The 25,850-nt window shown below is 64.4% G+C and carries 27 protein-coding genes and 1 pseudogene; 11 read left to right on the top strand and 17 right to left on the bottom strand.

Annotation, left to right across the window (positions count from 1 at the left end; genetic code table 11):
* Nucleotides 1-9 precede the first annotated feature (9 nt).
* Nucleotides 10-1,440, bottom strand: coding sequence for a coniferyl aldehyde dehydrogenase (locus K4A76_RS22370; RefSeq protein WP_274411167.1), 1,431 nt, complete (start codon nucleotides 1,438-1,440; stop codon nucleotides 10-12).
* A gap of 151 nt (nucleotides 1,441-1,591) precedes the next feature.
* Between K4A76_RS22370 and K4A76_RS22365 the strand changes: the two genes are divergently transcribed.
* Entirely contained in the window at nucleotides 1,592-2,257 is a 666-nt protein-coding gene (locus K4A76_RS22365) for a TetR/AcrR family transcriptional regulator (protein WP_029887460.1), read from the top strand.
* Between the two features lie 49 nt (nucleotides 2,258-2,306).
* Nucleotides 2,307-3,161: a sulfurtransferase gene (locus K4A76_RS22360; RefSeq protein ID WP_064314825.1), complete on the top strand. Its 855-nt coding sequence runs from the start codon at nucleotides 2,307-2,309 to the stop codon at nucleotides 3,159-3,161.
* A 22-nt stretch (nucleotides 3,162-3,183) separates the two neighbouring features.
* Here the strand turns inward: K4A76_RS22360 and K4A76_RS22355 are convergent, their stop codons facing one another.
* From K4A76_RS22355 to K4A76_RS22330, 6 genes are all read right to left on the bottom strand, one after another.
* On the bottom strand, nucleotides 3,184-4,176 hold the full coding sequence (locus tag K4A76_RS22355) for a hydrolase (protein ID WP_009683352.1): 993 nt from the start codon (nucleotides 4,174-4,176) through the stop codon (nucleotides 3,184-3,186).
* Nucleotides 4,177-4,236: 60 nt separating this feature from the next.
* Nucleotides 4,237-5,634: a M16 family metallopeptidase gene (locus tag K4A76_RS22350; protein ID WP_274411166.1), complete on the bottom strand. Its 1,398-nt coding sequence runs from the start codon at nucleotides 5,632-5,634 to the stop codon at nucleotides 4,237-4,239.
* Nucleotides 5,631-6,965 (bottom strand): M16 family metallopeptidase, encoded by a 1,335-nt coding sequence (locus tag K4A76_RS22345; protein ID WP_274411165.1) that lies wholly within the window; start codon nucleotides 6,963-6,965, stop codon nucleotides 5,631-5,633. Before K4A76_RS22345 ends, K4A76_RS22350 begins: the two co-directional genes overlap by 4 nt.
* Nucleotides 6,966-7,035: 70 nt before the next feature.
* On the bottom strand, nucleotides 7,036-7,638 hold the full coding sequence (gene rsmD / locus K4A76_RS22340; protein WP_270148614.1) for a 16S rRNA (guanine(966)-N(2))-methyltransferase RsmD: 603 nt from the start codon (nucleotides 7,636-7,638) through the stop codon (nucleotides 7,036-7,038).
* Nucleotides 7,638-9,128, bottom strand: coding sequence for a M16 family metallopeptidase (locus K4A76_RS22335; protein WP_274411163.1), 1,491 nt, complete (start codon nucleotides 9,126-9,128; stop codon nucleotides 7,638-7,640). The genes rsmD and K4A76_RS22335 overlap by 1 nt, the downstream gene beginning before the upstream one ends.
* The gene (locus K4A76_RS22330; RefSeq protein ID WP_274411162.1) at nucleotides 9,121-10,476 is read right to left on the bottom strand and encodes a M16 family metallopeptidase; all 1,356 of its coding nucleotides are present in this window, start codon (nucleotides 10,474-10,476) and stop codon (nucleotides 9,121-9,123) included. Before K4A76_RS22330 ends, K4A76_RS22335 begins: the two co-directional genes overlap by 8 nt.
* A gap of 231 nt (nucleotides 10,477-10,707) precedes the next feature.
* Between K4A76_RS22330 and ftsY the strand changes: the two genes are divergently transcribed.
* The 4 genes from ftsY to rpoH all read left to right on the top strand — a co-directional run bounded on the left by ftsY (nucleotide 10,708) and on the right by rpoH (nucleotide 14,842).
* On the top strand, nucleotides 10,708-12,180 hold the full coding sequence (ftsY, locus tag K4A76_RS22325) for a signal recognition particle-docking protein FtsY (RefSeq protein WP_274411161.1): 1,473 nt from the start codon (nucleotides 10,708-10,710) through the stop codon (nucleotides 12,178-12,180).
* A 2-nt stretch (nucleotides 12,181-12,182) separates the two neighbouring features.
* Nucleotides 12,183-12,854, top strand: a complete 672-nt coding sequence (gene ftsE / locus K4A76_RS22320; RefSeq protein ID WP_009684915.1) for a cell division ATP-binding protein FtsE — start codon at nucleotides 12,183-12,185, stop codon at nucleotides 12,852-12,854.
* Nucleotides 12,851-13,876 (top strand): permease-like cell division protein FtsX, encoded by a 1,026-nt coding sequence (gene ftsX / locus K4A76_RS22315; RefSeq protein ID WP_029886166.1) that lies wholly within the window; start codon nucleotides 12,851-12,853, stop codon nucleotides 13,874-13,876. Before ftsE ends, ftsX begins: the two co-directional genes overlap by 4 nt.
* Nucleotides 13,877-13,987: 111 nt before the next feature.
* A complete protein-coding gene (gene rpoH, locus K4A76_RS22310) occupies nucleotides 13,988-14,842 on the top strand; it encodes an RNA polymerase sigma factor RpoH (protein ID WP_009684917.1) in 855 nt (284 codons plus the stop codon).
* Nucleotides 14,843-14,917: 75 nt separating this feature from the next.
* Here rpoH and mtgA read toward each other — a convergent pair whose 3' ends face one another.
* Nucleotides 14,918-15,628 carry a monofunctional biosynthetic peptidoglycan transglycosylase gene (gene mtgA / locus K4A76_RS22305; protein ID WP_274411160.1) on the bottom strand — a complete coding sequence of 237 codons (711 nt, stop codon included), beginning with the start codon at nucleotides 15,626-15,628 and terminating at the stop codon, nucleotides 14,918-14,920.
* A gap of 64 nt (nucleotides 15,629-15,692) precedes the next feature.
* On the opposite strand from mtgA, the gene K4A76_RS22300 reads away from it, so the two are divergent.
* From K4A76_RS22300 to trmB, 4 genes are all read left to right on the top strand, one after another.
* Complete coding sequence (locus K4A76_RS22300) at nucleotides 15,693-16,064, top strand: DUF423 domain-containing protein (protein ID WP_274411159.1); 372 nt, start codon at nucleotides 15,693-15,695, stop codon at nucleotides 16,062-16,064.
* A 102-nt stretch (nucleotides 16,065-16,166) separates the two neighbouring features.
* Nucleotides 16,167-16,367 carry a sulfur carrier protein ThiS gene (gene thiS / locus K4A76_RS22295; RefSeq protein WP_009684920.1) on the top strand — a complete coding sequence of 67 codons (201 nt, stop codon included), beginning with the start codon at nucleotides 16,167-16,169 and terminating at the stop codon, nucleotides 16,365-16,367.
* A gap of 53 nt (nucleotides 16,368-16,420) precedes the next feature.
* Nucleotides 16,421-17,233 (top strand): thiazole synthase, encoded by an 813-nt coding sequence (locus K4A76_RS22290; protein WP_173891428.1) that lies wholly within the window; start codon nucleotides 16,421-16,423, stop codon nucleotides 17,231-17,233.
* 9 nt (nucleotides 17,234-17,242) lie between these two features.
* Entirely contained in the window at nucleotides 17,243-17,965 is a 723-nt protein-coding gene (gene trmB / locus K4A76_RS22285; RefSeq protein ID WP_009684922.1) for a tRNA (guanosine(46)-N7)-methyltransferase TrmB, read from the top strand.
* Between the two features lie 347 nt (nucleotides 17,966-18,312).
* On the opposite strand, the gene K4A76_RS22280 is transcribed toward trmB, so the two are convergent.
* From K4A76_RS22280 to K4A76_RS22245, 9 genes and pseudogenes are all read right to left on the bottom strand, one after another.
* The gene (locus K4A76_RS22280) at nucleotides 18,313-18,639 is read right to left on the bottom strand and encodes a DUF3392 family protein (protein ID WP_054912642.1); all 327 of its coding nucleotides are present in this window, start codon (nucleotides 18,637-18,639) and stop codon (nucleotides 18,313-18,315) included.
* Nucleotides 18,640-18,648: 9 nt separating this feature from the next.
* The gene (hemW, locus tag K4A76_RS22275) at nucleotides 18,649-19,824 is read right to left on the bottom strand and encodes a radical SAM family heme chaperone HemW (protein WP_274411157.1); all 1,176 of its coding nucleotides are present in this window, start codon (nucleotides 19,822-19,824) and stop codon (nucleotides 18,649-18,651) included.
* Entirely contained in the window at nucleotides 19,821-20,417 is a 597-nt protein-coding gene (rdgB, locus tag K4A76_RS22270) for an RdgB/HAM1 family non-canonical purine NTP pyrophosphatase (protein WP_173891425.1), read from the bottom strand. Before rdgB ends, hemW begins: the two co-directional genes overlap by 4 nt.
* A pseudogene (locus K4A76_RS24005) lies at nucleotides 20,414-20,506 on the bottom strand (DUF4426 domain-containing protein); the annotation flags it as partial. The gene rdgB and the pseudogene K4A76_RS24005, both read right to left, overlap by 4 nt.
* Nucleotides 20,507-20,545: 39 nt before the next feature.
* Nucleotides 20,546-21,166, bottom strand: a complete 621-nt coding sequence (metW, locus tag K4A76_RS22265) for a methionine biosynthesis protein MetW (protein WP_009684928.1) — start codon at nucleotides 21,164-21,166, stop codon at nucleotides 20,546-20,548.
* A 7-nt stretch (nucleotides 21,167-21,173) separates the two neighbouring features.
* Nucleotides 21,174-22,313, bottom strand: coding sequence for a homoserine O-succinyltransferase MetX (gene metX, locus K4A76_RS22260; RefSeq protein ID WP_274411156.1), 1,140 nt, complete (start codon nucleotides 22,311-22,313; stop codon nucleotides 21,174-21,176).
* Nucleotides 22,314-22,401: 88 nt separating this feature from the next.
* Nucleotides 22,402-22,992, bottom strand: coding sequence for a YggT family protein (locus tag K4A76_RS22255; RefSeq protein WP_173891423.1), 591 nt, complete (start codon nucleotides 22,990-22,992; stop codon nucleotides 22,402-22,404).
* 10 nt (nucleotides 22,993-23,002) lie between these two features.
* Entirely contained in the window at nucleotides 23,003-23,821 is an 819-nt protein-coding gene (gene proC / locus K4A76_RS22250; RefSeq protein ID WP_274411155.1) for a pyrroline-5-carboxylate reductase, read from the bottom strand.
* A 38-nt stretch (nucleotides 23,822-23,859) separates the two neighbouring features.
* Complete coding sequence (locus tag K4A76_RS22245) at nucleotides 23,860-24,555, bottom strand: YggS family pyridoxal phosphate-dependent enzyme (RefSeq protein WP_274411154.1); 696 nt, start codon at nucleotides 24,553-24,555, stop codon at nucleotides 23,860-23,862.
* 65 nt (nucleotides 24,556-24,620) lie between these two features.
* On the opposite strand from K4A76_RS22245, the gene K4A76_RS22240 reads away from it, so the two are divergent.
* Complete coding sequence (locus K4A76_RS22240; protein WP_274411153.1) at nucleotides 24,621-25,619, top strand: type IV pilus twitching motility protein PilT; 999 nt, start codon at nucleotides 24,621-24,623, stop codon at nucleotides 25,617-25,619.
* The last annotated feature ends 231 nt before the right edge of the window (nucleotides 25,620-25,850 follow it).

Here is a 25,850-nt window from a genome sequence, read left to right as displayed (position 1 = left end):
GCCCGGGCCTCAGCGGATGAACAACTTGTAGACCAGGCGCTGCAGGGCTTTGCCGTAAGGCGGGTAAATCACCCGTGCGGCGTTGAAGCGTTGCTTGGCCAGTACCGCCTTGGCCTTGCTGAATGTCAGGAAGCCTTCGTGGCCGTGGTAGTGCCCCATGCCCGAGGGGCCTATGCCACCGAACGGCAGGTCGTCCTGAGCCACATGCAGCAAGGTGTCGTTCAGGCATACCCCGCCGGAATGGCTGTGCTGCAACACCTGTTGCTGTTCGCCGCGGTCGTAGCCGAAGTAGTACAGCGCCAAAGGCCGCGGGCGCTGGTTGATGTAGGCCAGCGCGTCATCGAGCGTGTCGTAGGGCACCAGCGGCAGCAGCGGGCCAAATATTTCGTCCTGCATGACCTGCATGGTGTCGTTCACTTTGGTCAGCACGTGTGGCGGCAGGCGCCGCCCTTGGCGTGTCTCGTGGGCGTACAGGTCGCTCACCTGCGCACCTTTGCCGCGCGCGTCCTGCAGCAGGTGCTCAAGGCGTGCCAGTTGCCGGGGGTTGATGATGGCGCTGTAGTCAGGGTTGTCGGCAATGCGAGGGTACATGCGCCGCACGGCGGTGCCGTAGGCATCGGCGAAAGCATTCAGGCGCTCGCGCGGCACCAGCACGTAGTCGGGGGCGACGCAGGTCTGGCCGGCGTTGAGCGTCTTGCCGAAGGCGATGCGCTCGGCGGCTGTTTCCAGCGGTACGCTGGCCGACACGATGGCCGGGGATTTGCCGCCCAACTCCAGGGTCACCGGCGTCAGGTTTTGCGCGGCCGCCAGCATGACCTGGCGGCCAATGCTGGTGGCCCCGGTGAACAGCAGGTGATCGAAGGGCAGGCGGGCGAACGCCTGGCCGACCTCGACCTCGCCAAGCACCACACTGACCAAGTCCTCGGGAAACACCCGTTGCAGCAGGGCCTGCAAGGCTTGGCCAGTAGCCGGGGTGGCCTCGCTGAGCTTGAGCATGACCCGGTTGCCAGCGGCCAGGGCACAGGTGAGCGGGCCGATGGCGAGAAACAGCGGGTAATTCCACGGCACGATGATGCCGACAACGCCTAGCGGCTGGTAAAGCACCCGCGCGCTGGCCGGCTGGAATGCCAGCCCCACGGCCCGCCTGGAAGGGCGCATCCAGCGTTGCAGGTGGCGCTCGGCATGGCGTATGCCCTGCACCGAGGGCAGAAGCTCGGCCAGCAACGTTTCATCGGCGCTGCGCCCGTTGAAGTCGGCATCGATTGCTGCGATGAGCTGCTGCTGGTTGGCCAGCAGGGCCTCGCGCAAGCTTTTCAGCCACTGCCGCCGTTGTGTTGCCGGCGGCAGAGGGTTGCCGGCGAACGCCTGGCGCTGGGCGCTGAATGTCGCCTCCAGGGCGTGGTCGGCATGCACGGCAGGCAAGGCGATGGGCGAGGTCACGGCGGTCTCCTGGCTGAGCTTGAGGTTTCTAGAGTCTATACTCTAATTTCTGCGTTGGCGCGAGTATTACCCTTGCAGAGACCGGTGTATCAGCCGGGTGAATCGCCGTAAGATGAACCTTTATCAACGCCTGCAGACTGGGAGCTTGAGCATGGCCCCGCGCATGAAGACCCGAGAGCGCATCGTGCAGAACAGCCTGGAGCTGTTCAACCAGCAGGGCGAGAGATGCGTCAGTACCAACCACATTGCCGCACACATGGAAATTTCGCCCGGCAACCTGTATTACCACTTCCCTAACAAGCAGGCGATCATCGCGGTGTTGTTCAGCCAGTACGAAGAACTGGTGGACAGTTTCCTGCGCCCGCCGCAGGGGCGTGCGGCGACCGTGGAAGACAAGCGGTTCTACCTCAAGGCGCTATTGGCGGCGATGTGGAACTACCGCTTCCTGCACCGCGACCTGGAGCATCTGCTGGACAGCGATGCCGAACTGGCCGCCCGCTACCGGCGCTTCTCCGAGCGCTGCCTGCGCCAGGGCCAGGCGATCTATCGCGGCTTCGTCGAGGCAGGCATCCTGGCCATGGCGCCGGCGCAGATCGAATCGCTGACCATCAACGCCTGGATCGTGCTGACCTCGTGGGTACGTTTTCTCAGTACCACCCGCGAGCACTCCGCGCACCTGGGTGAAGAAGCCTTCATGCGCGGCGTCTACCAGGTACTGGTGCTGGAGCTGGGTTTCGTCACCGACAGTGCCCGCCACGCGGTGGACGCGCTGTGCCAGGAATTTCAGGTACCGTTCAACCAGGCCCTGGAGCTGTAGCCCGGGGCGCCAGTGTCATTGCTTTAGTGCCATTGATCAGGAGATTGTCATGCCCCTTGCGCAATTGATCACCCCGCAACAATTGGCCGAGCGTCTGGGCTCGCCCAAATCGGTGATCCTCGACTGCCGCTTTGCCCTTGAAGATGTCGACTATGGCCAACGCAGCTATGCGCAAGGGCACATAGCCGGTGCACATTTTGCCGACCTCGACCGCGATCTCAGCGGGCCGGTGAGCAAGGGGCGTACCGGGCGCCACCCGTTGCCCGATGCGCAGCGGCTGGTCGAGCGCTTGCGTGAGTGGGGTGTGGACAACGATAGCGAAGTGGTGCTGTACGACGACGGCCCCGGCGCCTTTGCTGCCCGTGCCTGGTGGCTGCTGGTCTGGTTGGGCAAGCGCAGTGGCGTGGCGATCCTGGACGGTGGCCTGAAGGCCTGGCATGCAGCGCACCTGCCCCTGAGCCTGGACCCTGCACCCAAGCGCCAAGGCACGTTCAGCGGCAAGCCAGACCCCGCGCTGCTGATCGATGCCGACCACCTGGCCAAGCGCCTGGGCAATGCAGACCTGACCCTGATCGATGCGCGGGCATTGCCGCGTTTTCGCGGCGAGGTGGAGCCCATCGACCCGGTGGCAGGGCATATCCCCGGCGCGCAGTGCGCGGCGTTTACTGACAACCTGGGGCCTGACGGGCGCTTTTTGCCGGCCGATCAGCTCAGGCAGCGCTTTGCCGAAAAGCTGGCCGGGCGGGCACCGGAGCACGTGGTGTCTTATTGCGGCTCGGGGGTGACGGCATGTCACAACCTGTTTGCGCTGGCGCTGGCAGGTTACCCGCTGGGCAAGCTGTATGCCGGGTCGTGGAGTGAGTGGATCACTGATCCGGAGCATGGGGTGGCCACTGGCGAATAGGTACGTCTGGCATGGAGCGGCGTTACTGGCCCTCCACCAGCCACTGCGGAATCCGCCGTTCCAGGTAGTACCCGGGCCTGCGCAGGCTGCCATCGACAAAGCCCACATGGCCGCCGCGGCGGTGCAGCTCGAAACGGGTCTGGGGGGCCAGTTCCCGCGCGGTCGGCAAGCTGTGGCTGGACACGAACGGGTCGTCACTGGACTGAATGATCAGCGTTGGCGTGCGGTTCTGGCCAAGAAAGAAGTGGCTCGACGAGCGGCGATAGTAGTCGTGTACATCGCGAAAACCGTTCAAGGGGGCCGTGACCTTGCCGTCGAACTCCCAGAACGTGCGCAGGTTGCTCAGCTGGCCCAGGCGGTCGAGTTCGGCCAACCGGTCATGCTGGCCCTGTGCATGGAAGTGCCGCTGCTTGAGTTGTACATACGCCAGCATTTCGCGCATGAAGTGCGCCTGGTACACCTTGGAAAATCCCTGGCCGATGCGGTCTGCGCAGTGGTCCAGACGAAACGGTACCGAGACCGCTACCGCAGCCTCCAGCTGGCTGGCGACGCCGCTTTCACCCAGGTATTTCAACAACACATTGCCGCCCAGCGAATAACCCACCGCATACAGCGGTGCCAGTGGGCGCTGGGCGCGCAGGTGGCCGATGATTTCCGCCAGGTCTTCGCTGGCGCCGGAGTGATAGCTTCGGGGCAACAGGTTGGGTTCGCCCGAGCAGCCGCGCCAGTTCACCGCCACGCTGGCCCAGCCCCGCGCTTGCAGGGTTTGCTGCAAGCCCTTCACATAGGGTGAGTCAGAGGAACCGGTCAGCCCGTGCAACACCAGTACCAGCGGCGCCTGCGGCTGGTGCGGGCCATGCCAGTCCAGGTCGATGAAGTCGCCATCAGCCAGCCACAGGCGCTCCCGGTTGCGCGCAAGCGCTGGCAGCTTGCGCCACAGGGGGCCCCACAATGTTTGCAGATGCGGGTTGGACAGGCCGATGGCCGGACGGAAAGGGGCGCTGAAGCTAGGCATGCTGGGCGACTCGTGATGTGCCGGCCTAGAGTGCCACGAAACAGCGCCTTTGTACCTGCGCTATTGGTCGAGCGCGGTCGGTTTGGGTAATGGCAATTGCTCGGTAACCGGGCCGCTGGTGACGAATACCTGTGGGGCCTGCAACCAGACTTGCGCCGCTTCACGCAGATTGGCAGGCGTAAGCGCCGACAGTTTACCGAGGAAGGTGCCCAGGTGGTCTGGCGCCAAGCCTTGGTGGCTGTAGGTGGCCAAGGCCTGGGCCATTCTCGCGCGGTCTGCCAGGCTGTCGTGCAGTTTACCGGCGATCTGGTTCACCGCCATGTCGCATTCGGCCTGGCTGGGGCCGTGTTCACGCAGGCATGCCAGAATCGCCGACACCAGCGCGCCAGAGGCATCCCGGTAATGGGGGGCGATATCCCAGTGGATCTGCAACTGGCTGGCGGCATCCAGCGGCCTCAAGTCGCAGGAGATGGCGTAGGTGAGGTTGCGCAGGGTGCGCAATTCCTGGGTAAGGCGCGACTCGTAGCTACTGCCCAGGATTGCGTTGAGCAGATACAGGGCTGGGAACACCGGATCCTGGGCCGATACGTTCGTTGCAAGAGTGAGCGTTGCCTGGGTGGTACTGCTGGCCGCAGCGAGATTCAGGTCCAATGCCTGGTAGTCGGGAACCGATGGCGTGCGTTGCGCCGCCCAGCCTTGCGGCAGGGCCCGGACCAGGTCGTCGACAAGCTGCCGTGCTTCCTCGCGGGTCAGGTTGCCCACCAGGCCGATGTCGAGGTTGTTGGCCGAATACGCCTGTTGGTGGAACGCCCGGATCTGGTCATCGCCAATGCTGGCGATGGTCTGCGCCGTCAGGGTGGCCGCGTAGGGGTGGCCGCTGAAGATATGCGCGGTGGCCGCCTTGGTAATCCGCAGCAGCGGATGGTTGCCATACCTGGCCTGGCTGAATACGAGCCGTTCGCCGATTTTGGCCACATCGCCCGCGCGCAATGCCGGGCTGGCCAGCATCTCGGTCAGCAGTTGCATCGCGCTGTCGCGCAGTGCCGGCAGGCTCAGGGCGCGCAGGGTGACAAGGGCGCTGTCGTCGCTGATCCTCCTGCCCAGGATGGCGCCGAAACCGGCCATATCCTCGGCGAACCGCGTGGCGTCGAGTTGCCCGGTGCCTTGGTCGAGGCTGTACAGCACAAGTGCCGCAAGCCCAGGGTGGGCGCCGTCGAGTACGCTGCCTGCGCGAAAGCGTAATGCCAGGTCGAACATGGGCCGGTCATGGCGTGCGAGGAAGCTGACGCGGGTGCCTTCTGCCGTTCGCCAGTGCTCAGGGTGGGCCTGCAGGTCTGGAATGTGGCCAAGGTCGATACCCTGTGCCGAGTGCAGGTTGGCCATGGCCGCCAAGGCGGTGTCGTCAGCCGGGCCGTTGCACGTCAGCGGCAAGGGGGCCGGGGAGGGTACCTGGATCATGCTGTTGCTCCTGGCTGAAGGTAGCTGGTGGTCAACCGTTCGCGCCCCAGGTAGGCAAGTGCCACTTGCTGCACCTGTTGGCTGTCGAGGTCGCGGATGATCTGGATGTCTTGGTCCACGGCCGCGACGGCGATGCCGGCAGCGGCGGCCTCGCCGATTCGCTCGGCTTGGGCCACCTGGCTGTCAGTGAACAGGCGGCGGGCAAGCATGCGCAATTTCGCGCGTTCAAGCTCAGCAGTGGGCACCGCAGTGTTGCGCAGTGCTTCGAGGTGCTGGCAAACAGCGTGTGCAGCCTGTTCTGGCGTGCTGTTCATGCTGTTCACGTACGCTGACAGGGTCAGCAGCGTGTCACCCTGCAACCAGGGCTGATAGGTGATGCTGATGCCGGTGAGCAGGCGTTTGTCGCGCACCAGGTCACTGTAGAGCCTGGCGCTGAACCCCTCGGCCAGCAACTCGCGGATCAACTCGAGGGCAGGGGCGGTGGCTGCATCCGCTGCGGTGGCCCTGCTCGGAACGTTGAACGACATGAACAGCCCTTCGCGTAACCCGGGCAGGCTCACGGTTTGCGTGCGCGCCTGCAACGGCTGGGCTTGCCGTGGTGCGGGGCGCTTCGGCACTGGCGCGCTCGGCAGGCCGGCGAAGTGCTGCTCCACCTGGGTGCGCAGGGTTGCCAGGTCGATGCCGCCAACCACCACCAGCGTGGCGTTGTTGGGCCGGTACCAGGTTGCATACCAGGTTCGCAGCGTTTCCAGTCCTATATCGGCAAGGTCGGCCAGGGAACCGAAGCTCGGTAGCCCATAGGCATTGCCGCCATGGGCCAGCGCCAGGTGAAGGTCGTACGCCTGTTGGTCTGGGTGGTTGTCCAACTTGAGGCGCCTTTCGTCCTCGACGGCTTTCTTTTCCCGGTCCAGTTCTGCCTGGCCGAAGGTCGCGCTGTTCATGGCATCGGCCATGATCTCCAATGCGATTGGCAGACGAGCGACCGGCAGCGTTATCTCATACGCCGTCGCCTCTTCATGGGTGCTGGCATTGGCGTTGCCGCCCAGGCGGGCGATCACTCGCGAGTATTGGCCGGCGGCAAGTTTGCTGCTGCCTTCGAAAATCAGGTGTTCCAGGAGGTGGGACAGGTTGCTGTGGCCCGCGGGCTCATGGCTGGTACCCACGTGATACCAAAGTTGCGCGGCGGCCAGCTGGTTGGTGTGGTCTGGCCGCAGGTAGACGGACAAACCGTTGCTCAGGGTGAAGTGCTGCAGTGGCAAGGGGGCGGCTGAAGCCACAGATGCCAGTCCTGCCGAGACCTGGTCGAGGGTGACGGGCGCAGGTGAAGTCATCGCTGAAGTGCTCCGGTTGTGTGAACCGCAACAGCTTCAGCGAAATGGCACCGTAGGCAGCGCTACATAGTTAGCCCCGCTGCCACAGCGCGTAATACACCTGGCCGGTTTTTTTCTCGCGATGCAAACGCCAGTTGCCGGGCAGTTGCAGGGCCGATGGCGCTGCTTCGCTCTCGGTGTAGACCCAGGCTTGCTCGCTGAGCCACTGGTGCTGCTCCAGCAGGTTGCAGGCGTTGGCAAGCAGGTCCTGGTGGAATGGCGGGTCGAGGAACACCACGTCGAACTGCTGCTTGGCCGGGTGCTGCAAGTAGCGCAGGGCATCGGTTTGCAGGATTTGCCCGCGCGGGCAGCGGAGGATTTCCAGGTTGTTTTTCAGGTTGGCGATGGCCGCCGGGTTGCTGTCCAGTGCCACGGCGTCTTCGGCGCCGCGGGACAGGGCTTCGAGCACGAGGGCGCCACTGCCGGTGAAGGCGTCCAGTACCCGAGCGCCCTCGATGTAGGGCGCCAGCCAGTTGAAGACGGTTTCGCGCACACGGTCGGGCGTTGGCCGCAGGCCTTCACCTTCCGGCACCGCCAGGCGACGGCTGCGCCACTCGCCGGCGATGATGCGCAGGTGGCCCTGGCCCTTGCTTTGCCCGGTTTGTGGGCGGGCGGGAGGGGTGGATCTTGGCATTAGTGCTCCGGTACCCCGAGCGGCTGCTCGGAGGGCTTGTCAGTGGGTGCTGGCAGCGGTTTCTGTGGCACTTTCGGGCCAACGGTGACGATCACCAGTTTATCGGCTGACAGGTGTTTGTTCATGGCGGCCTTGACCTGCTCGACAGTGAGGGCCTGGGACTGCTGCATGAAGTCCTCCAGCCAGGTCAGCGGCAAGTTGTAGAAGCCGATGGCGCCCAGCTGGCCGACGATGCTTGCATTGCTGGCATTGGACAACGGGAAGCTGCCGGCCAGTTCGCGCTTGGCGTCGTCCAGCTCCTGCTGGGTGGGGCCGGTCTTGAGGTAATCGGCGAGAATGCCCTGCACCAGCTTGAGCGTGCCCTCGCTGAGTTCGGCACGGGTTTGCAGGTTGATCATGAACGGGCCGCGCACCTGCATCGGGCTGAATACCGAGTAAACGCCGTACGTCAGGCCGCGTTTTTCCCGCACTTCGCTCATCAGCCGGGTACCGAAGGCACCGCCGCCGAGGATCTGGTTACCCAGCGACAGTGCAGGCCAGTCCGGGTCCTGGCGGTCGATGCCAAGCTCGGCCAGCATCAGGTGGGTCTGCTTGGACGGGAAATCGATGTGGGTCAGGCCGGGCTTGGCTTCGGCCGGCTGCGCTGGCGCGGGCAGCGCCGGGCCTTTGGGTAGCCCGGCGGACACCTGGGCGGCGATGGCTTCGGCTTCGGCGCGGCTGAGGTCGCCAACCAGGGCGATCACGGCGTTGCCACCGGTGTAGGCCTTGGCATGGAAGGCGCGCAGTTGGGCCAGGCCGATGCCGTTGATGCTTTCGGCAGTGCCATCGCTGGGGTGGGCGTAGGGGTGGTCGCCATAGAGGTTGGTGAACAGCGCTTTGCCAGCGATTTTGCCAGGGTTCTGCTTCTCGTACTCGAAGCCGGCCAGCATCTGGTTCTTGATGCGCTTGAGCGCGTCTTCAGGGAAGCTCGGCTTGCCGGCGACCTCGGTGAACAGCTTGAGTGCCGGCTCGCGCTTGTCCTTGGCGCTGAGGCTGCGCAGCGAGGCCACGGCCATGTCACGGTAGGAGCCGTTGCCAAAGTCTGCACCCAGGCTCTCGAAGCCTTCGGCGATGGCGGTCACGTCCTTGCCGGCCACGCCTTCGTTGAGCATGGCGTTGGTCAAGGCAGCCAGGCCTGGCGTGCCGCCGTCCTGGCTGCTGCCGGCGGCAAAGGTTACGCGCAGGTCGAACATCGGCAGCTCGCGCGCCTCGACGAACAGCACCCGTGCCCCTTCGGCGGTGTTCCAGTGCTGGATGTTCAGCTGGCGCCGGCTCGGCGCCTTCCCGTCCAGCTCGGCCAGCGACTGCAGGGTGTTGGCCGGCCGGGCCGCAGTGTTGTCGGCCTTGGCGGCGTTGTCGGCCAGGGCCGGGGCAGCCAGCACCACTGCCAGCGCCAGGGCGCGGATACCGGTGGCCAACAGGGTTGGGCGTGGTGCGCGACGATCACTCATGAGCGGACTCCTCGGGCAGTACATGGGCAACGCTCAGGCGTTCGCGGGTGAAATAGGTGCGCGCGGCGTTCTGGATGTCCTGCGGGGTAACGCGCTTGAGCTCGTCCAGTTCGCTGTCGATCAGCTTCCAGGACAGGCCGACGGTTTCCAGTTGGCCGATGGTGGTGGCCTGGCTGCTGATGGAGTCGCGGTCATAGACCAGGCCGGCGATAACCTGGGCGCGTACGCGCTCCAGTTCTTCGGCGCTGGGTGGGGTGGTCTTCAGTTCGTCGAGCAGTTGCCACACGCCCTTCTCGACGTCGGCCAGGGTTTTCTGCTTCTGAACGTTCGGCGTGGCCGAAATCAGGAACAGGCTGTCGCCACGGGTAAAGGCGTTGTAGCTGGATGAAGCACCGGCCACCAGCTCCTGGCCACGCTCCAGGCGCGCCGGCATGCGGGCGCTGTAGCCGCCGTCGAGCAGCGCTGAGATCAGGCGCAGGGCGTGTACGGTGCGGGGGTCCTTGGCCGTGGCCAGGCCGGGCACGTTGAAACCGTAGATCAGGCTGGGCAGTTGGGTGCGCACGTGCAGGGTCAGCTGGCGCTGGCCGGGTTCTGCGAGTTCCAGTGGCAGCTTGGCCGGTGGCACGGTGCGCTTCGGAATGCTGCCGAAGTACTTCTGCGCCAGGCCTTTGACCTCGTCGGGGTTGACATCGCCGACCACCACCAGCGTGGCATTGTTGGGGGCATACCAGGACTCGTACCAGTGGCGCAGTTCCTCGACCTTCATGCGCTCCAGGTCGGCCATCCAGCCGATGGTCGGGGTATGGTAGCCGCTGGCAGGGTAGGCCATGGCGCGGAACAGCTCGAAGGCCTTTGCAGTGGGCTGATCGTCGGTACGCAGGCGGCGCTCTTCCTTGATGACCTCGATTTCCTTGCTGAATTCGTCGGCTGGCAGGCGCAGGCTGGCCAGGCGGTCGGCCTCCAGTTCCAGGGCTACGGGCAGGCGGTCACGCGCCAGCACCTGGTAGTAGGCGGTGTAGTCGTCGCTGGTGAAGGCGTTCTCTTCGGCGCCCAGGTCGCGCAGCACGCGTGAAGCTTCGCCGGGGCCGAGCTTGGCGCTCCCCTTGAACATCATGTGCTCCAGGGCGTGCGACAGGCCGGTCTGGCCCGGGGTTTCGTAGCTGGAACCGACCTTGTACCAGATCTGCGAGACCACCACCGGGGCGCGGTGGTCTTCGCGCACCACGACCTTGAGGCCGTTGTCGAGGATGAATTCGTGAGTGGGTTGCACATCGGCGGCGAAGGCCGCGAGCGGCAGGCAGAGCGTGCCGAGCAACAGGCCAGCGGCGCGGCGGGCTAGAGCATTCATACGGTGTTTAACCTGTTCGGCGGCCCGCTGGGTTTAGCGTCGACGGGCCAGGAGGTGCTAGGATACTGATCCGGTTGCCTGGCGACCATGCCTGTCGCCGTTCTGGCCCACAGGACACTAAGACAAAACATTGCGCATGAACCAGCCGGCTTCAAGATAGTCTGTTCTGCGTAGAGAGAATTCCCGATTCGCCGTAGCTGGCGCATCGCTACCCTGAGATAGCCGTCTTCCATGTTTGGTTCCAACGACGACAAGAAAGCGCCGGCCGAGGCTGGTGAAAAGAAAGGCCTGTTCAGCTGGTTTCGCAAGAAGCCGCAACAACCTGTGGACGCTGGCGTTCCCGCCAGTGAAGCCCCCGCTGTCGAGCAACCTGTAGCCGCTCCGGTCGAGGCCCCCGCTGCTGAAGCGCCGCAGCCTGAGGCGCCCGCGCCTGCCCCGGCAGCCGAAGCGCCGGCGCCGGTCGCTGTGCAGCCGTTGCCGGCCGCTGAACCCGAGCCGCTGGTTTCCCCGCCGCCGGTAGCGCCCGCGCCGCAACCCATTGCCCCTGCGCCGGTGCCAGCGGCTGTGGTGGACGTCGCCCGTACCGAGCCTGCGCCGGTCAGCAACCTGGTACTGCCGGTGGCCGAAGAGCCGGTAGCGCTGGTGCCGGACCTGGAACCCAAGGCGCCACCGGCGATCCCCGAGCGCCCTGCACCTGAGGTGGTTGCCCCGCCGGCCGTGGCTGCCGCAGCCGTGGAGGTCGCGCCAGAGCCAGCGGCAGCGCCGGCCGAACAGGCCAAGCCTGGCTTCTTTGCCCGCCTCAAGCAGGGCCTGTCGAAGACCAGTGCCTCCATTGGCGAGGGGATGGCCAGCCTGTTCCTGGGCAAGAAAGTCATCGACGACGACTTGCTCGACGAGATCGAAACGCGCCTGCTGACCGCCGACGTGGGCGTGGAGGCCACGTCGACCATCGTCCAGAACCTGACCCAGAAAGTCGCCCGCAAGCAACTGGCCGATGCCGACGCCCTGTACAAGTCGCTGCAGGAAGAGCTGGCGGCATTGCTGCGTCCGGTCGAGCAGCCACTGAAAGTGCAGGCGCAGAACAAGCCCTACGTGATCCTGGTGGTAGGCGTGAACGGCGCCGGCAAGACCACCACCATCGGCAAACTGGCGAAAAAACTGCAACAGGAAGGCAAGAAGGTGATGCTGGCCGCCGGCGATACCTTCCGCGCCGCAGCCGTCGAGCAGTTGCAGGTGTGGGGTGAGCGTAACCAGATTCCGGTCATCGCCCAGCACACCGGTGCCGACTCCGCATCGGTCATTTTCGACGCCGTGCAGGCCGCCAAGGCCCGCGGCGTGGACGTGCTGATCGCCGACACCGCCGGCCGCCTGCACACCAAGGACAACCTGATGGAGGAGCTGAAGAAAGTGCGCCGGGTCATCGGCAAGCTCGACGCCGAGGCGCCGCACGAGGTGCTGCTGGTGCTCGACGCCGGTACCGGGCAGAACGCCATCAGCCAGGCCAAGTACTTTAACCAGAGTGTCGAATTGACCGGCTTGGCCCTCACCAAGCTCGATGGCACCGCCAAGGGCGGGGTGATCTTCGCCCTGGCCAAGCAGTTCAAGTTGCCGATCCGCTTCATCGGTGTCGGCGAAGGCATCGACGACCTGCGCACCTTCGAAGCGGAGCCTTTCGTCAAGGCTCTGTTCGCCGAGCGAGACTGACCATGATCCGATTCGAACAGGTTGCCAAGCGCTATCCCAATGGTCATGTCGGTTTGCATGAGCTGAGTTTCCGGGCGCGCCGGGGCGAGTTCCTGTTCGTCACCGGCCACTCGGGCGCCGGCAAGAGCACCTTGCTGCGCCTGCTGCTGGCCATGGAGCGCCCGACCAGCGGCAAGCTGATGCTGGCCGGGCAGGACCTGGGCCAGATCAGCAACGCCCAGATCCCGTTCCTGCGCCGGCAGATCGGCGTGGTGTTCCAGAACCACCAACTGTTGTTCGACCGCACGGTGTTCAACAACATTGCCCTGCCGCTGCAGATTCTGGGCTTGTCCAAGGCCGAGATCGCCAAGCGCGTCGATTCCGCCCTGGAGCGCGTGTCGCTGGCCGACAAGGGCGAGCTGTTCCCGGCTGACCTGTCCACCGGGCAGCAGCAGCGGGTCGGCATTGCCCGGGCAATCGTCCACCAGCCCGCTCTGCTGCTGGCCGATGAACCCACCGGTAACCTCGACCCGCGGCTGGCCGCAGAAATCATGGGGGTATTCGAGGACATCAACCGCCTGGGTACTACGGTTCTGATCGCCAGCCACGACCTGGCACTGATTGCGCGCATGCGTCACCGCATGCTGACCTTGCAGCGCGGCCGCTTGATCGGCGATGGGGAGGCCGGGCAATGAGCACTACACGTACGCCAAAGGTTTCCGAGCGCGTTGCGCCGAAGCCAGCCGACCCGCAGCCGGCGAAGAAAAAACGCGGCGAAGACGATGACGGCCCGGATTTCCGCACGTTGTTGCACGCCTGGCTGGAAAGCCACCGTGCCAGCCTGGCTGACAGCCTGCGCCGGCTGGGCAAGCAGCCGATCGGCAGCTTCTTCACCTGCCTGGTGATGGCCGTCGCGCTGAGCATGCCGATGGGCCTGTCGTTGTTGTTGAAGAACGTCGAGCAACTGGGCGGTTCGTGGCAGCGCGCGGCGCAGATTTCGCTGTACCTCAAGCTGGATGCCGGCAGCCGTGATGGCGAGGCGCTGCGTGACGAGATCAAGGGCATGCCCGGCGTGGCAGACGCGCAGTATGTCAGCCGCGAGCAGGCGCTGGAGGAATTCCAGCAGCAGTCCGGTCTGGGCGAGGCCTTGCGCGAGCTGCCGGAGAACCCGCTGCCAGGTGTGGTGGTAGTCACCCCGACCGAGGTCGACAAGCCCGCCCTCGAAGCCTTGCGTCAGCGCCTTGCGGAGCTGCCGCGGGTGGATGTGGCGCAACTGGACCTGGTCTGGGTCGAGCGGCTGGCGGCGATCCTCAAGCTGGGTGACCGGTTCGTCTTCGGTCTGGCGGTGATGCTTATTTCTGCACTGCTGTTAGTAATCGGTAACACAATTCGTCTACATATCGAAAACCGCCGCATCGAGATCGAAGTGATCAAGCTGGTCGGCGGCACCGACGCCTACGTACGCCGGCCTTTCCTGTACATGGGCGCATTGTATGGCCTGGGTGCAGGGCTGCTGGCGTGGGGGATCCTGGCGTTTGGCCTGAACTGGCTGAACGAGGCGGTGGTAGGGCTTTCCGGGCTATACGGCAGTGACTTTGCCCTGGGCGGAGTGCCGGGGTCCGATGGTCTGTCGCTCTTGATCGGAGCGGTGTTGTTGGGGTATATCGGTGCATGGATTGCAGTCGCCCGCCACTTGAACGAGCTGGCACCGCGATAGTTTTTTCAGGCCAGCATTGACATTTTGTTCACGATGGAACTTGTACCGTCGTCCCAGGTCAATGTTGGCAGCGCCCAAAAAGCGCGAGTCTAGTAAGTCGGAGGTTCTTGAATGACCACATCGTTGCAACCTGCCTATGCCTTGGTACCCGGTGCAAACCTGGAAGCCTATGTGCACACGGTCAACAGCATCCCGCTGCTGACGGTCGAGCAGGAGCGTGATCTGGGCGAGCGTCTCTATTATCAGCAGGATGTCGAGGCCGCTCGTCAAATGGTGATGGCCCACCTGCGTTTCGTCGTACATATCGCCCGTAGCTATGCTGGCTATGGGCTGGCCCAGGCTGACCTGATTCAGGAAGGCAACGTTGGCCTGATGAAGGCCGTCAAACGCTTCAACCCTGAAATGGGCGTGCGCCTGGTGTCGTTCGCCGTGCACTGGATCAAGGCCGAGATCCACGAGTTCATCCTGCGCAACTGGCGCATCGTCAAGGTGGCCACCACCAAGGCCCAGCGCAAGCTGTTCTTCAACCTGCGCAGCCAGAAGAAGCGCCTGGCCTGGTTGAACAACGACGAAGTGCATCGCGTGGCGGAGAGCCTTGGCGTCGAGCCGCGTGAAGTGCGCGAGATGGAAAGCCGCCTCAGCGGGCAGGACATGGCGTTCGACCCGGCAGCGGAAGCTGACGACGACAGCGCGTTCCAATCCCCTGCGCATTACCTGGAAGACCACCGGTACGACCCGGCGGTGCAATTGGAAGATGCCGACTGGAGCGACAACTCCACCAGTAACCTGCACGAAGCGTTGCAAGGGCTGGACGAGCGCAGCCGCGACATTCTCTACCAGCGCTGGTTGGCTGAAGAGAAGGCCACCCTGCATGAGCTGGCAGACAAGTACAGCGTTTCGGCTGAGCGGATTCGCCAGCTGGAGAAGAATGCGATGAACAAGGTCAAGGCACTGATAGCAGCCTGATCGGGCCTTTGTTGCACAGAAAAGCCGCTGGCTCCGACGGAGCGAGCGGCTTTTTCATTTGTGCCGGCACTGCATTCAAAGCTTTCTGGATGAGTCGAGCTGCATCAGGTAGCTGGGGCCACCCAGCTGGCTCATTTGCCGGCGAATCCACCCGGCACGGCTTGCCACGTAGGCGCTCGGCCGGCTGGCACTCCACTTGATCGGGCTGGGCAATACTGCGGCCAGTTGCGCTGCCTGCTGGCGGGTGAGCTGGCTGGCATCGACACCAAAGTGATAGCGCGCCGCCGCCTGGGCGCCGAATACGCCTTTGCCCCACTCGGCGCTGTTCAGGTAAACCTCGAGAATGCGTTCCTTGGACCAGAGCAGTTCGATCAGTGCCGTGAACCAGGCTTCCAGCCCTTTGCGGAACCAGCTGCGCCCCGACCACAGGAACAGGTTCTTGGCCACTTGCTGGGTCAGGGTGCTGGCGCCACGGATGCTGCCACCGCGTTCGTTGTAGGCCAGCGCAGCCTGGATTGCCGGGATGTCGAAGCCCCAGTGGCTGGCAAATTTCTGGTCCTCGCCGGCAATGACCGCGACCTTGAGTTCATCGGAAATGTTCTGCCACGGCTCCCAGTCGCGCTGCAGGTCGATGGGTTCGCCATTGACCCAGGATTGCACCTTGCGCTCGACCATAAGCGCCGTGCCGGGCGGGGGCACCCAGCGGAACACCAGCACCAGCACGATGCTGCCGGCAGCGAACCAGAGCAGGGCACGGAAGAGGCGGCGAATAAGGGATGGCAGCATGACGATGGCTTGGCCGTACGGGTGGAAGGGGCCATTATACAGACCCGATCCAAGGAGTCGTCCCATGCTTCGCAGCTTCCTGATGCTTGCCGCCTTTTTCGGCTTTACCGGAGTCGCACTGGGTGCCTTCGCCGCCCACGGCCTGAAAAACCGGCTGACGGCCGACTACCTGGCGGTGTTCCACACCGGCGTGACCTACCAACTGGTGCATGCGCTGGCGATTCTTGCGGTTGCCGTGCTCTCGGTGCACCTGCCCGGGCGCCTGGTGGGCTGGGCCGGTGGGCTGTTTGCGGTGGGTATCGTGCTGTTCTCCGGCAGCCTGTACCTGCTGGCCCTCAGCGGCCTGACCAAGCTGGGCATCATCACCCCGATCGGCGGCCTGTGCTTCCTGGCCGGCTGGCTATGCCTGGGGTTGGCGGCCTGGCGGCTGGGCTGACCAGCTGGTCCACAATCGCGACTAATGGCGCGCACCGCCCTTGGGTTGCGGGGCGGTTCGGCGCTAGAATGCGGGCCCCAAAGAATAATGGTGGCCGTGCGCATGCGCATTCAACTGAACGGTGAACCTTACGAACTGCCTGCCGGCGAGAGCGTTGCAGCCCTGCTGACGCGCCTGGAGCTCAGTGGGCGCCGCATTGCCGTGGAACTGAACCTGGATATCGTGCCGCGTAGCCAGCACGAGAGCACCCTGCTGAACGACGGCGACCAGGTCGAAGTGGTCCACGCGATCGGTGGCGGCTGACAGCAGCCTGTGGTTCACAAGCAAGCCCTGCAACCTTTTCCCGAGGAACAACGATGAGCAACGTTCGCAGCGACAAGCCCTTCATTCTGGCCGGGCGCACGTTCCAGTCGCGCCTGCTGGTCGGCACCGGCAAATACCGTGACATGGAAGAGACCCGCCTGGCCACCGAGGCCTCGGGTGCCGAGATCGTCACCGTGGCCGTGCGCCGGACCAACCTTGGCCAGAATGCGGGTGAGCCGAACCTGCTTGACGTGTTGTCGCCCGACAAGTACACCATCCTGCCCAATACCGCAGGGTGCTTCGACGCCACCGAGGCCGTGCGTACCTGCCGCCTGGCCCGCGAGCTGCTGGAAGGCTACAAGTCCCACGAGTCGCGGACCTTGGTCAAGCTTGAAGTGCTGGCGGACCAGAAGACACTGTTCCCCAACGTGATCGAAACCCTCAAGGCCGCCGAAGTGCTGGTCAAGGATGGTTTCGACGTGATGGTCTACACCAGCGATGACCCGATCATTGCCCGCCAGCTGGCTGAGGCGGGCTGCATCGCGGTGATGCCGTTGGCCGGCCTGATCGGCACGGGCCTGGGTATCTGCAACCCGTACAACCTGCAGATCATCCTGGAAGAATCGAAAGTCCCGGTGCTGGTCGATGCCGGCGTGGGCACCGCTTCCGACGCCACCATCGCCATGGAAATGGGCTGCGAGGCGGTGCTGATGAACTCGGCCATTGCCCACGCCCAGCAGCCGGTGTTGATGGCCGAAGCCATGAAGCACGCCATCGTCGCCGGTCGCATGGCCTACCTGGCCGGCCGCATGCCGAAAAAACTCTATGCCAGCGCCTCTTCGCCGCTGGATGGTCTGATCAAGTAAGAGCCCCAGATGACTGATTCGCAAGATACGCCGATCGCCGCCGACGGCGACCAGCGCCCACACCGCCGCATCAAGAGTTTCGTGATGCGTGCCGGGCGCATGACCGAAGGCCAGCAACGCGGCCTGGACCAAGGCGGCCCGCTGTACATCCTGCCGTTGGCCGACAGCCCGGTGGACTACGACCAGGTATTCGGCCGTTGCGCGCCGCGTACCCTGGAGATCGGCTTCGGTATGGGGCATTCCCTGCTGGAAATGGCCGCCGCCGCGCCGGAGCAGGACTTCATTGGTGTAGAAGTACACCGCCCCGGTGTGGGTGCGCTGCTCAATGGTGTGCTGACCCAGGGTTTGAAGAACCTGCGGGTGTATGACTGCGATGCCATCGAAGTGTTGAACCGCTGCGTGGCCGACAACAGCCTCGACCGCCTGATGCTGTTCTTCCCCGACCCTTGGCACAAGGCGCGCCACCACAAGCGCCGTATCGTGCAGCTGGAGTTCGCCGAGCTGGTACGGCGCAAGCTCAAGCCCGGTGGCGTGTTCCACATGGCCACCGACTGGGAGCCGTATGCCGAGTACATGCTGGAAGTGATGAGCGCTGCTCCGGGCTACCGCAACCGCGCAGCAGACGGTACCTACGTACCGCGCCCCGAAGAGCGCCCGATCACCAAGTTCGAACGCCGCGGCGAGCGGCTGGGGCATGGGGTGTGGGATTTGAAGTTCGAGAAGGTGGACTGATCGGCTGACTCAGCCTTTCGGTACGCTGGGGCCTGTAGAAATGCAGGCATGCGCGACCACTTCGATGACGCCAGTTGAAGGCTAGTCAAGTGGTAGGGCTGCCCTGGTTTGCCGGGGCAGCTTTTAGAATCTGCGCCCCGCCTGTTTCCTGCGCTGATCAACTAGCGCGATCGGTGTAGGAGCGGCCTTGTGTCGCGATGGGCTGCAAAGCAGCCCCGGCTATCTCAAGCCTTCTGCTGGCAGTGCCGACCTCTTCGCGGGTAAACCCGCTCCTACAGTGATCGCGCATGCTTCCAGAAACTGGGCAAGACAGAATGTCCCACAAGCGTTCAGCCCCAGGCTGTGTCTCAGCCGCGCCGGTCGGCCACCACGCCAATCAGCACCACGACCACCAGCAGCACCGGCGCCAGCGCGTAGTTGTTGAACTGGCTCAGCCCCTTCACCACCCAGGGTGTGGCATAGATCAGTGCCGCGCCGCTGCCGACCATCACCATCACCGCCATGAACGGTACGCGTAGGGCGCCACCCAGGCTGCCCAGTCGTTGTTCGGCCCAGCTTTTGACGTCGCTGCCGAACAGCACCAGCAGGCAGCCTACCAAGGCCAGCGAAATTTCTGACAGGTTGCCGCGGCTCCAGCGGGAAACCGTCGCGAGCAGATCAAGTACCAGATCCATGGGTCATCCTTAGGTCAAGAAATACTGCAGCAGGTCATTGAGGAATAGCTGGCCCCTTGGCGTGGCCACCAGTCGATCCGGTTCGACCTGCAAAAGGCCCTTTTGTTCGGCTGCCCGACGGGCTTCGCGCAACTGCTCCAGCGGCAAGCCGGTGCGCTGGGTGAACAGCTGGGCTTCCACGCCATCGGACAGGCGCAGGGCGTTCATCAGGAACTCGAACGGCAACTCGTCGACTGGCAGCAGCTTCTCACCGGCTTTGTACGGTTTGGCCAGGTTCAGGTAGTCCTTGGGCAAGCGAGTTTTCCAGGTGCGCAGGATGCGGCCGTCAGCGAAAGTCAGCTTGCCGTGGGCGCCGGCGCCGATGCCGATGAAGTCGCCAAAACGCCAGTAGTTGAGGTTATGCCGCGCAGCGCGGCCAGCCTGAGCATAGGCCGAGACCTCGTACTGACGAAAACCATGCTCGGCCATCAGCGCCTGGCCGGCTTCCTGGATGTCCCAGAGAATGTCGTCCTCGGGCAGCTCCGGCGGCTGGTTCCAGAATACCGTGTTGGGCTCGACGGTCAGTTGGTACCACGACAGGTGCGTGGGCCCCAGGTCCATGGCTTGGCGCAGGTCGCCCAGGGCGTCTTCCAGCGACTGATCGGGCAGGCCGTGCATGAGGTCCATGTTGAAGTTATCGAAGCCGGCCGCGCGCGCCATGCCGGCGGCTCGGACAGCTTCGTCACCATTGTGGATGCGCCCAAGGGCCTGCAGCTTGGCCGGCTGAAAGCTCTGCACGCCAATGGACAGGCGATTGATGCCGGTTTGCCGGTAGGCCTTGAACTTGTCCTGCTCGAAGGTACCCGGATTGGCCTCCAAGGTGATCTCGATGTCCGCTGCGAACGGTATGCGCTGCTCCACGCCGCGCAGCAGGCGGCCCAGGGCGCCTGCACTGAACAGGCTGGGCGTACCGCCACCGAAGAAGATCGAGCTGATCGGCCTGCCTTGCACCGCCGCCAGCTCCTGGTCCAGGTCGGTCAACAGCGCCGCGACGTAGGCGTCTTCCGGCAGCTCAGGGCCGGCCGCGTGGGAGTTGAAGTCGCAGTAAGGGCATTTGCGCACGCACCACGGAATGTGGATGTACAGCGCCAGCGGCGGCAGGCTGATAAAGCCCGCCGCGCCAGGGGTAGCCAGCGTTGCGATCATGCCAGGCCCAGGCGTTGGCGCAGCAGGGCCATGGCGCGGGCGCGGTGGCTGAGCTGGTTCTTGTCCACAGGTGCCAGGTCGGCGCTGGAGCAGTTGCGTTCGGGTACCCAGAAAAGCGGGTCGTAGCCAAAGCCATGCTCGCCGCTGGCTTGGAACAGAATGCGCCCTTGCCACAGGCCCTCGCAGAGGATCGGGAGCGGGTCATCCGCGTGGCGTACCAGTGCCAGCACACAGACGAACTGTGCACCGCGCTCAGCTTCTGGCACATCTTTCAGCGCGTCGAGCAGCTTGGCATTGTTTGCCGCGTCACCTTTGCCATCGGCATAGCGCGCCGAGTAGATGCCCGGCGCACCGCCGAGGAAGTCCACGGCCAGGCCGGAATCGTCGGCCAAGGCCGGCAGGCCGGAAATACGTGCAGCGTTGCGCGCCTTGAGGATGGCGTTCTCGACGAACGACAAGCCAGTTTCTTCCGGTTCTACCTGGCTGAATTCGCCAATCGAGCGCAGTTGCACCGATTGGCCGAGCATGGCCTGGAGTTCCTTGAGTTTGCCGGCGTTGTGGCTGGCCAATACGAGTTGCTGGAAATTCATCATTCGCCTGGGAACACTTCCTGGTTGAAACTGAGGGAGTTGCTGATGCCGCCGGTTTCGATAATCTGCTTGAACCCTAGCGGGCTGCTGCGCACGGGGCGACGCATGGGCGCTTCCTCCCGGTGTGTGTGTCAGACCGCGAGCTGGTGCTCTTGCAAGCTCGGGCTGCTGACGCGGTAGATGCCGATCTCACCCAGAAGATTAGGCCAAAGCCGGCCACCCCACCCATTGCGGTGCAGGTGGTCGACTGCCAGGCGGTCGAGCACCTTGGCCCGGCGCTCATGCACCAGCTCTTCAAAGTCGGCGAACGTGCAGAAGTGAATGTTCGGTGTGTTGTACCAGGTATAGGGCATGAAATCCGATACCGGCATGCGGCCTTTGGTCGCCAGGTACCAGCGGCAACGCCAGTGCCCGAAGTTGGGGAAGGTGATGATGCACTGGCGGCCCACGCGCAGCATCTCGTCGAGGATGCGATCGGGGTACTCCACGGCCTGCAGGGCCTGCGTCATGATCACCACGTCGAAACTGTTGCTGGCGAAGTTGCCCAGGCCTTTGTCCAAGTCTTGCTCGATGACGTTCACACCCTTGGCCACGCAGGCGGCGATATTGTCGGGGTCGATCTCCAGGCCATAGCCGGTGACCTGCTTGCGGTCACGCAGCGAGGCCAGCAGTTCGCCGCTGCCGCAGCCCAGGTCGAGTACCCGGCTGCCGGCGGGGATCCAGTCGTGGATGATTTCCAGATCGGCTCTCATGCTGTCCTCAGATGGCAATGCGGTTCATGTAGTTCGAGAAACCCTGCATGTAGCGAGGTGTGGGGATCAAGAAGGCATCGTGCCCATAAGGTGAGTCGATCTCCAGATAGCAGACGTTCTTGCGCGCTGCCATCAGTGCGTCGACGATCTCCCGCGAGCGGGCCGGGGAGAAGCGCCAGTCGGTGGTGAAGGACATGATGCAGTAGTCTGCCTTGACGTTGGCCAGGGTGGCTGCCAGGTCGCCGCCGTGGGCGGCAGCCGGGTCGAAGTAGTCCAGCGCCTTGGTCATCAGCAGATAGGTGTTGGCATCGAACCGCCCGGAAAACTCCTCGCCCTGGTAGCGCAGGTAGCTCTCGACCTGGAACTCGACGCTGTGAAAGTCATAGTTGAGCTTGTCGCTTTTGAGCTCGCGGCCGAATTTTTCACCCATCGAGTCGTCGGACAGATAAGTGATGTGGCCGACCATGCGGGCCAGCATCAAGCCCCGCTTGGGGATCACGCCCTGGTCCTGGAACGAACCGCCGTGGAACTCGGGGTCGGTGAGGATGGCCTGGCGTGCCACTTCGTTGAAGGCGATATTCTGCGCCGACAGTTTCGGTGCCGAGGCGATGTCGACGCAGTGGCGCACGCGCTCCGGGTAGGTCATGGTCCACTGCAGCGCCTGCATGCCACCCAGGCTGCCGCCAACGATGGCTGCCCACTGCTGGATGCCCAGGCGATCGGCCAGGCGAGCCTGGCTGTGCACCCAGTCTTCCACCGTCAGTACCGGAAACTCGGCGCCGTAGGGTTTGCCGGTGGCCGGGTTGACGCTGCTGGGGCCGGTGCTGCCGTTGCAACCGCCGAGGTTGTTCAGGCTGACGACGAAGAAACGGTTGGTATCGATGGGCTTGCCAGGGCCGATGCAGCTGTCCCACCAACCCGGTTTACGGTCGGTGGCAGCATGGTAGCCGGCAGCATGGTGGTGGCCAGACAGCGCATGGCAGATCAGCACGGCATTGCTCGCGCTGGCATTGAGGGTGCCGTAGGTCTCGTAGACCAGCTCGTAACTGGTCAGGGAGCGGCCGCAGGCCAGCGCCAGCGGTTCATCGAACCGGGCGGTTTGCGGTACTACCAGACCGACGGAATCTTCGGGAAAGACAGTGGACATCGACCCTGCTCACGCTTGACGGAGGCGTAAGTCTAAAGAGCGCTACCCCCAGCGGCAAGCAAAGGCTTGCCGCCGGGTGCATGCGGGGTCAGATCATGCGCCACAGCTCCTGGGGCATGCCGGCATAGGCAGCCAGCGGCGGCATGACGAACGACTGGATCACCTGGATCGCCAGGAAGGCGAAGATCGGCGAAATGTCCATGCCGCCCAGGTTGGGCACGATACGGCGGAAGGGGGCCAGCACCGGTTCGCTGATCTGGTAGGCCAGTTCGGCGGCCGGGTTGTGGCTGTTGGGCGCAACCCAGGAAACGATCACCATGACGATCATCGCCACCCAGAAGATCTTCAGGAACAGCGAGGTAATACCGATGATCGCCCACATCAGCAGGTGCAGGACGTCACCGAAGGTGCCATAGGTGACCATTAGCACGAAGGCCATCAGCAGCGCCTGGATCAGCACCGACAGCAGCAGCGACGAGGTGTCCAGGCCGCCCACGCTAGGGATGATGCGGCGGATCGGCTTGAGCAGCGGCTGGGTGGCGCGCACCGCGAACTGGCACAGCGGGTTGTAGAAATTGGCCTTGACCAGCTGCAGCACGAAGCGCAGCAGCACGATCACCAGGTATAGGCTGACCAAGGTTTGCACCACGAAGATCGCGGCGCCGGAGAGTGCATTCATCGATAACTCCTTATTTGCCCAGTTGTTCGGCCAGTTCGGCGGAGCGTGTCGCGGCAGCCTGCAGGGCCTGCTCAACGATCGCTTCGAAGCCGCTGGCCTGGAACGACTTGATCGCCGCTTCAGTGGTGCCGGCGGGCGAGGTGACACGGCGGCGCAGTTCGGCGGCGTCCACATCGCTGGCGACCGCCATGCGTGCAGCGCCCAAGGCCGTGTGCAGGGTCAGTTGCGAGGCGGTTTCACGCGGCAGCCCAAGCTTTTCGCCTGCGGCAGTCATGGCCTCGATCAGCAGGAAGAAGTAGGCCGGGCCACTGCCGGAAACCGCGGTCACGGCGTCCAGTTGCTGTTCCTGCTCAAGCCACAGGGCCGTGCCTACCGCCGACAGCAGTTGCTCGGCCTGCTGGCGCTGTGCGGCCGACACCTCGGCGGTGGCGTACAGGCCGCTCACGCCCTGGCGCAGGAGCGCCGGGGTGTTGGGCATGCAGCGCACCACGGGGCGCGCGCCCACCCAGCTTTGCAGGCTGGCGCAGGTGATGCCGGCAGCGATGGAAACGATGAGTTGGCCATCGCGCAGGCTGGCTTGCAGGGCCTGGCACACCGCTTTCATGACCTGCGGCTTGACCGCCAGCACGATCACGTCGGCGCCGTCGATGGCCTGGGCATTGTCCTCGAAGGTTTCGATGCCGTGTTCGGCCTGGATGCGGCTGCGGGTCTCGGCGCCCGGATCGCTGGCGCGAATCTGCGAGGCGTCCAGGCCCTGGGCACGCAGACCTCCGATCAGGCTGGCGGCCATGTTGCCGGCGCCGATAAAGGCAATACGAGTCTTGCTCATGTCAGGTCCTTGTGGAAAAGAGTGAGTAAAGCATGCCATCAGCCCTGGCCGGGGTTAAGTGGGGCGCGGGCGCCGAACAGGGCGGTACCGATGCGTACCCAGGTCGCACCTTGTGCAATGGCCGCTTCCAGGTCGTGGCTCATGCCCATGGACAAGGTGTCCAGCCCCAGGTGCTGCTGTTCCAGCAGGTTACGCAGGCTGGCGAAGGCGGCCTCCTGAGCGGCGCGGTCGGCGGTGGGTTCGGGGATCGCCATCAGCCCGCGTAGGCGCAGGTTGGGCAGGGCCGCCACGGCCTTGGCCAAGGCCGGCAGTTCGGCGGCGGCGCAGCCGGACTTGCTGTCTTCGCCACTGACGTTCACCTGCAGGCAGATGTTCAGCGGTGCCAGCCCGGCAGGGCGCTGTTCTGAAAGGCGTTGGGCGATTTTCAGGCGGTCCACGGAATGCACCCAGTCGAAATGCTCGGCAATGGCTTTGGTCTTGTTCGATTGAATGGGGCCAATGAAGTGCCAGATCAAGGGCAAGTCGCCGAGTGCCTGCTGCTTTGTCAGGGCTTCCTGTAGGTAATTTTCCCCGAAATCGCACACGCCAGCGGCGTACAGCTCGCGGATCGCAGCGGCTGGCTTGGTCTTGCTCACGGCCAGCAGTTGGACGCTGGCCGGCTCACGCCCGGCTGCCTCTGCAGCACTGGCGATACGGGCGGAAATCGCGGAAAGGTTGTCTGCTAGGGTGGACATGGAGGGTGGCCGGCTAGTGTTGGGTTTGCGGCATTCTACCTACTTGAAAGCCTTTGGGGAGTCTCATGGATGTGACCGATCTGTTGGCACGGGCCGTGGCGGTGCGGGCTTCGGACCTGCACCTGGCGGCCGGCCAGACACCCATGCTGCGCCTGGACGGCGAGCTGCAGCGCATGGCCATGCCGCCGCTCGCCGCGGGGGGCCTGGTCGCGGGCATGGCAACCCTGCTCGATGACACGCAGCGCGAGCAGTGGGCACAAGGGGCTGAACTGGACCTGGCGCTGGCGCTGCCTGCCCTAGGGCGCTTTCGCGTGAACCTGTTTCGCCAGCTGAATGGGCCTGCGGCGACCTTCCGCCTGATCCCAGGGCGTATTGCCACGCTGGATGAGCTAGCGCTGACCGATGTGTTTCAGGCGGTGGTCCAGTACCGCGATGGTCTGGTGCTGGTGGGTGGGCCGACCGGCAGTGGCAAGTCCAGCACACTGGCAACGTTGCTGGACCAGCTGAACCGCGAAAAGGCGCTGCACATCATTACCCTGGAAGACCCTGTTGAAGTTATCCACAGCAGCCAGCGTAGCCTGGTCAACCAGCGCGAGGTCGGCCGCCACAGCAGCGGCTTTGCCCAGGGGCTACGCAGCGCGCTGCGCCAGGACCCGGACGTGATCATGATCGGCGAGTTGCGCGACCTGCAGACCATTCGCCTGGCCTTGCAAGCGGCCGAGACCGGGCACCTGGTGCTGGCGACGGTACATGCGCGCTCGGCGGCCAGCAGCATCGAGCGGCTGGTGGAGGTATTTGCGGCCGATGAAAAGCCGTTGGTGCGGGCGATGCTGGCGGAGTCGTTGCAAATGGTGGTGGCGCAGGTGCTGGTACGCCGCGTGGGCGGTGGGCGGGTTGCAGCGCGGGAAGTGTTGGTGGCGACGCCGGCGGTGCGCAACCTGGTGCGCGAGGGGCGGATGGCGCAGTTGTGTTCGGTGATGCAGGCGGGTGGTGCGCAAGGGATGCGGACGATGGAAGGGGCATTGCGTGGGTTGCGAGAGAGGGGCCTGGTTGACGATTTATAGTGCCTCTACAGGCCTTATCGCCGGCAAGCCAGCTCTCATAGAACAGTACATAACTTATTGATTTAGCGGGGTCTTTGTGGGAGCGGGCGTGCCCGCGAACACCGGCGTAGCCGGTGCCTGCCACCGCGTCGCCTGCTTCGCGGGCACGCCCGCTCCCACACAGGCCGCGTCGCGGTTACGAATCGAGTTCTCTGTGCGACAGCGCAGCCCGTAGGGCTGTGTGATCTCCCA

The sequence above is a fragment of the Pseudomonas sp. NEEL19 genome (assembly GCF_028751975.1).
GTDB classification, from domain to species: domain Bacteria; phylum Pseudomonadota; class Gammaproteobacteria; order Pseudomonadales; family Pseudomonadaceae; genus Aquipseudomonas; species Aquipseudomonas juntendi.
The sequence above is the reverse complement of the archived record's forward strand: the minus strand, read 5'-3'. Positions and strand labels throughout refer to the sequence as shown.

Bases quoted from the DNA above. Each gene is read 5' to 3' on its own strand.
- K4A76_RS22365 (WP_029887460.1), top strand. From the start codon at position 1,592: ATGGCCCCGCGCATGAAGACCCGAGAGCGCATCGTGCAGAACAGCCTG.
- K4A76_RS22360 (WP_064314825.1), top strand. From the start codon at position 2,307: ATGCCCCTTGCGCAATTGATCACCCCGCAACAATTGGCCGAGCGTCTG.
- K4A76_RS22355 (WP_009683352.1), bottom strand. From the start codon at position 4,176: ATGCCTAGCTTCAGCGCCCCTTTCCGTCCGGCCATCGGCCTGTCCAAC.
- K4A76_RS22350 (WP_274411166.1), bottom strand. From the start codon at position 5,634: ATGATCCAGGTACCCTCCCCGGCCCCCTTGCCGCTGACGTGCAACGGC.
- K4A76_RS22345 (WP_274411165.1), bottom strand. From the start codon at position 6,965: ATGACTTCACCTGCGCCCGTCACCCTCGACCAGGTCTCGGCAGGACTG.
- rsmD (WP_270148614.1), bottom strand. From the start codon at position 7,638: ATGCCAAGATCCACCCCTCCCGCCCGCCCACAAACCGGGCAAAGCAAG.
- K4A76_RS22335 (WP_274411163.1), bottom strand. From the start codon at position 9,128: ATGAGTGATCGTCGCGCACCACGCCCAACCCTGTTGGCCACCGGTATC.
- K4A76_RS22330 (WP_274411162.1), bottom strand. From the start codon at position 10,476: ATGAATGCTCTAGCCCGCCGCGCCGCTGGCCTGTTGCTCGGCACGCTC.
- ftsY (WP_274411161.1), top strand. From the start codon at position 10,708: ATGTTTGGTTCCAACGACGACAAGAAAGCGCCGGCCGAGGCTGGTGAA.
- ftsE (WP_009684915.1), top strand. From the start codon at position 12,183: ATGATCCGATTCGAACAGGTTGCCAAGCGCTATCCCAATGGTCATGTC.
- ftsX (WP_029886166.1), top strand. From the start codon at position 12,851: ATGAGCACTACACGTACGCCAAAGGTTTCCGAGCGCGTTGCGCCGAAG.
- rpoH (WP_009684917.1), top strand. From the start codon at position 13,988: ATGACCACATCGTTGCAACCTGCCTATGCCTTGGTACCCGGTGCAAAC.
- mtgA (WP_274411160.1), bottom strand. From the start codon at position 15,628: ATGCTGCCATCCCTTATTCGCCGCCTCTTCCGTGCCCTGCTCTGGTTC.
- K4A76_RS22300 (WP_274411159.1), top strand. From the start codon at position 15,693: ATGCTTCGCAGCTTCCTGATGCTTGCCGCCTTTTTCGGCTTTACCGGA.
- thiS (WP_009684920.1), top strand. From the start codon at position 16,167: ATGCGCATTCAACTGAACGGTGAACCTTACGAACTGCCTGCCGGCGAG.
- K4A76_RS22290 (WP_173891428.1), top strand. From the start codon at position 16,421: ATGAGCAACGTTCGCAGCGACAAGCCCTTCATTCTGGCCGGGCGCACG.
- trmB (WP_009684922.1), top strand. From the start codon at position 17,243: ATGACTGATTCGCAAGATACGCCGATCGCCGCCGACGGCGACCAGCGC.
- K4A76_RS22280 (WP_054912642.1), bottom strand. From the start codon at position 18,639: ATGGATCTGGTACTTGATCTGCTCGCGACGGTTTCCCGCTGGAGCCGC.
- hemW (WP_274411157.1), bottom strand. From the start codon at position 19,824: ATGATCGCAACGCTGGCTACCCCTGGCGCGGCGGGCTTTATCAGCCTG.
- rdgB (WP_173891425.1), bottom strand. From the start codon at position 20,417: ATGATGAATTTCCAGCAACTCGTATTGGCCAGCCACAACGCCGGCAAA.
- metW (WP_009684928.1), bottom strand. From the start codon at position 21,166: ATGAGAGCCGATCTGGAAATCATCCACGACTGGATCCCCGCCGGCAGC.
- metX (WP_274411156.1), bottom strand. From the start codon at position 22,313: ATGTCCACTGTCTTTCCCGAAGATTCCGTCGGTCTGGTAGTACCGCAA.
- K4A76_RS22255 (WP_173891423.1), bottom strand. From the start codon at position 22,992: ATGAATGCACTCTCCGGCGCCGCGATCTTCGTGGTGCAAACCTTGGTC.
- proC (WP_274411155.1), bottom strand. From the start codon at position 23,821: ATGAGCAAGACTCGTATTGCCTTTATCGGCGCCGGCAACATGGCCGCC.
- K4A76_RS22245 (WP_274411154.1), bottom strand. From the start codon at position 24,555: ATGTCCACCCTAGCAGACAACCTTTCCGCGATTTCCGCCCGTATCGCC.
- K4A76_RS22240 (WP_274411153.1), top strand. From the start codon at position 24,621: ATGGATGTGACCGATCTGTTGGCACGGGCCGTGGCGGTGCGGGCTTCG.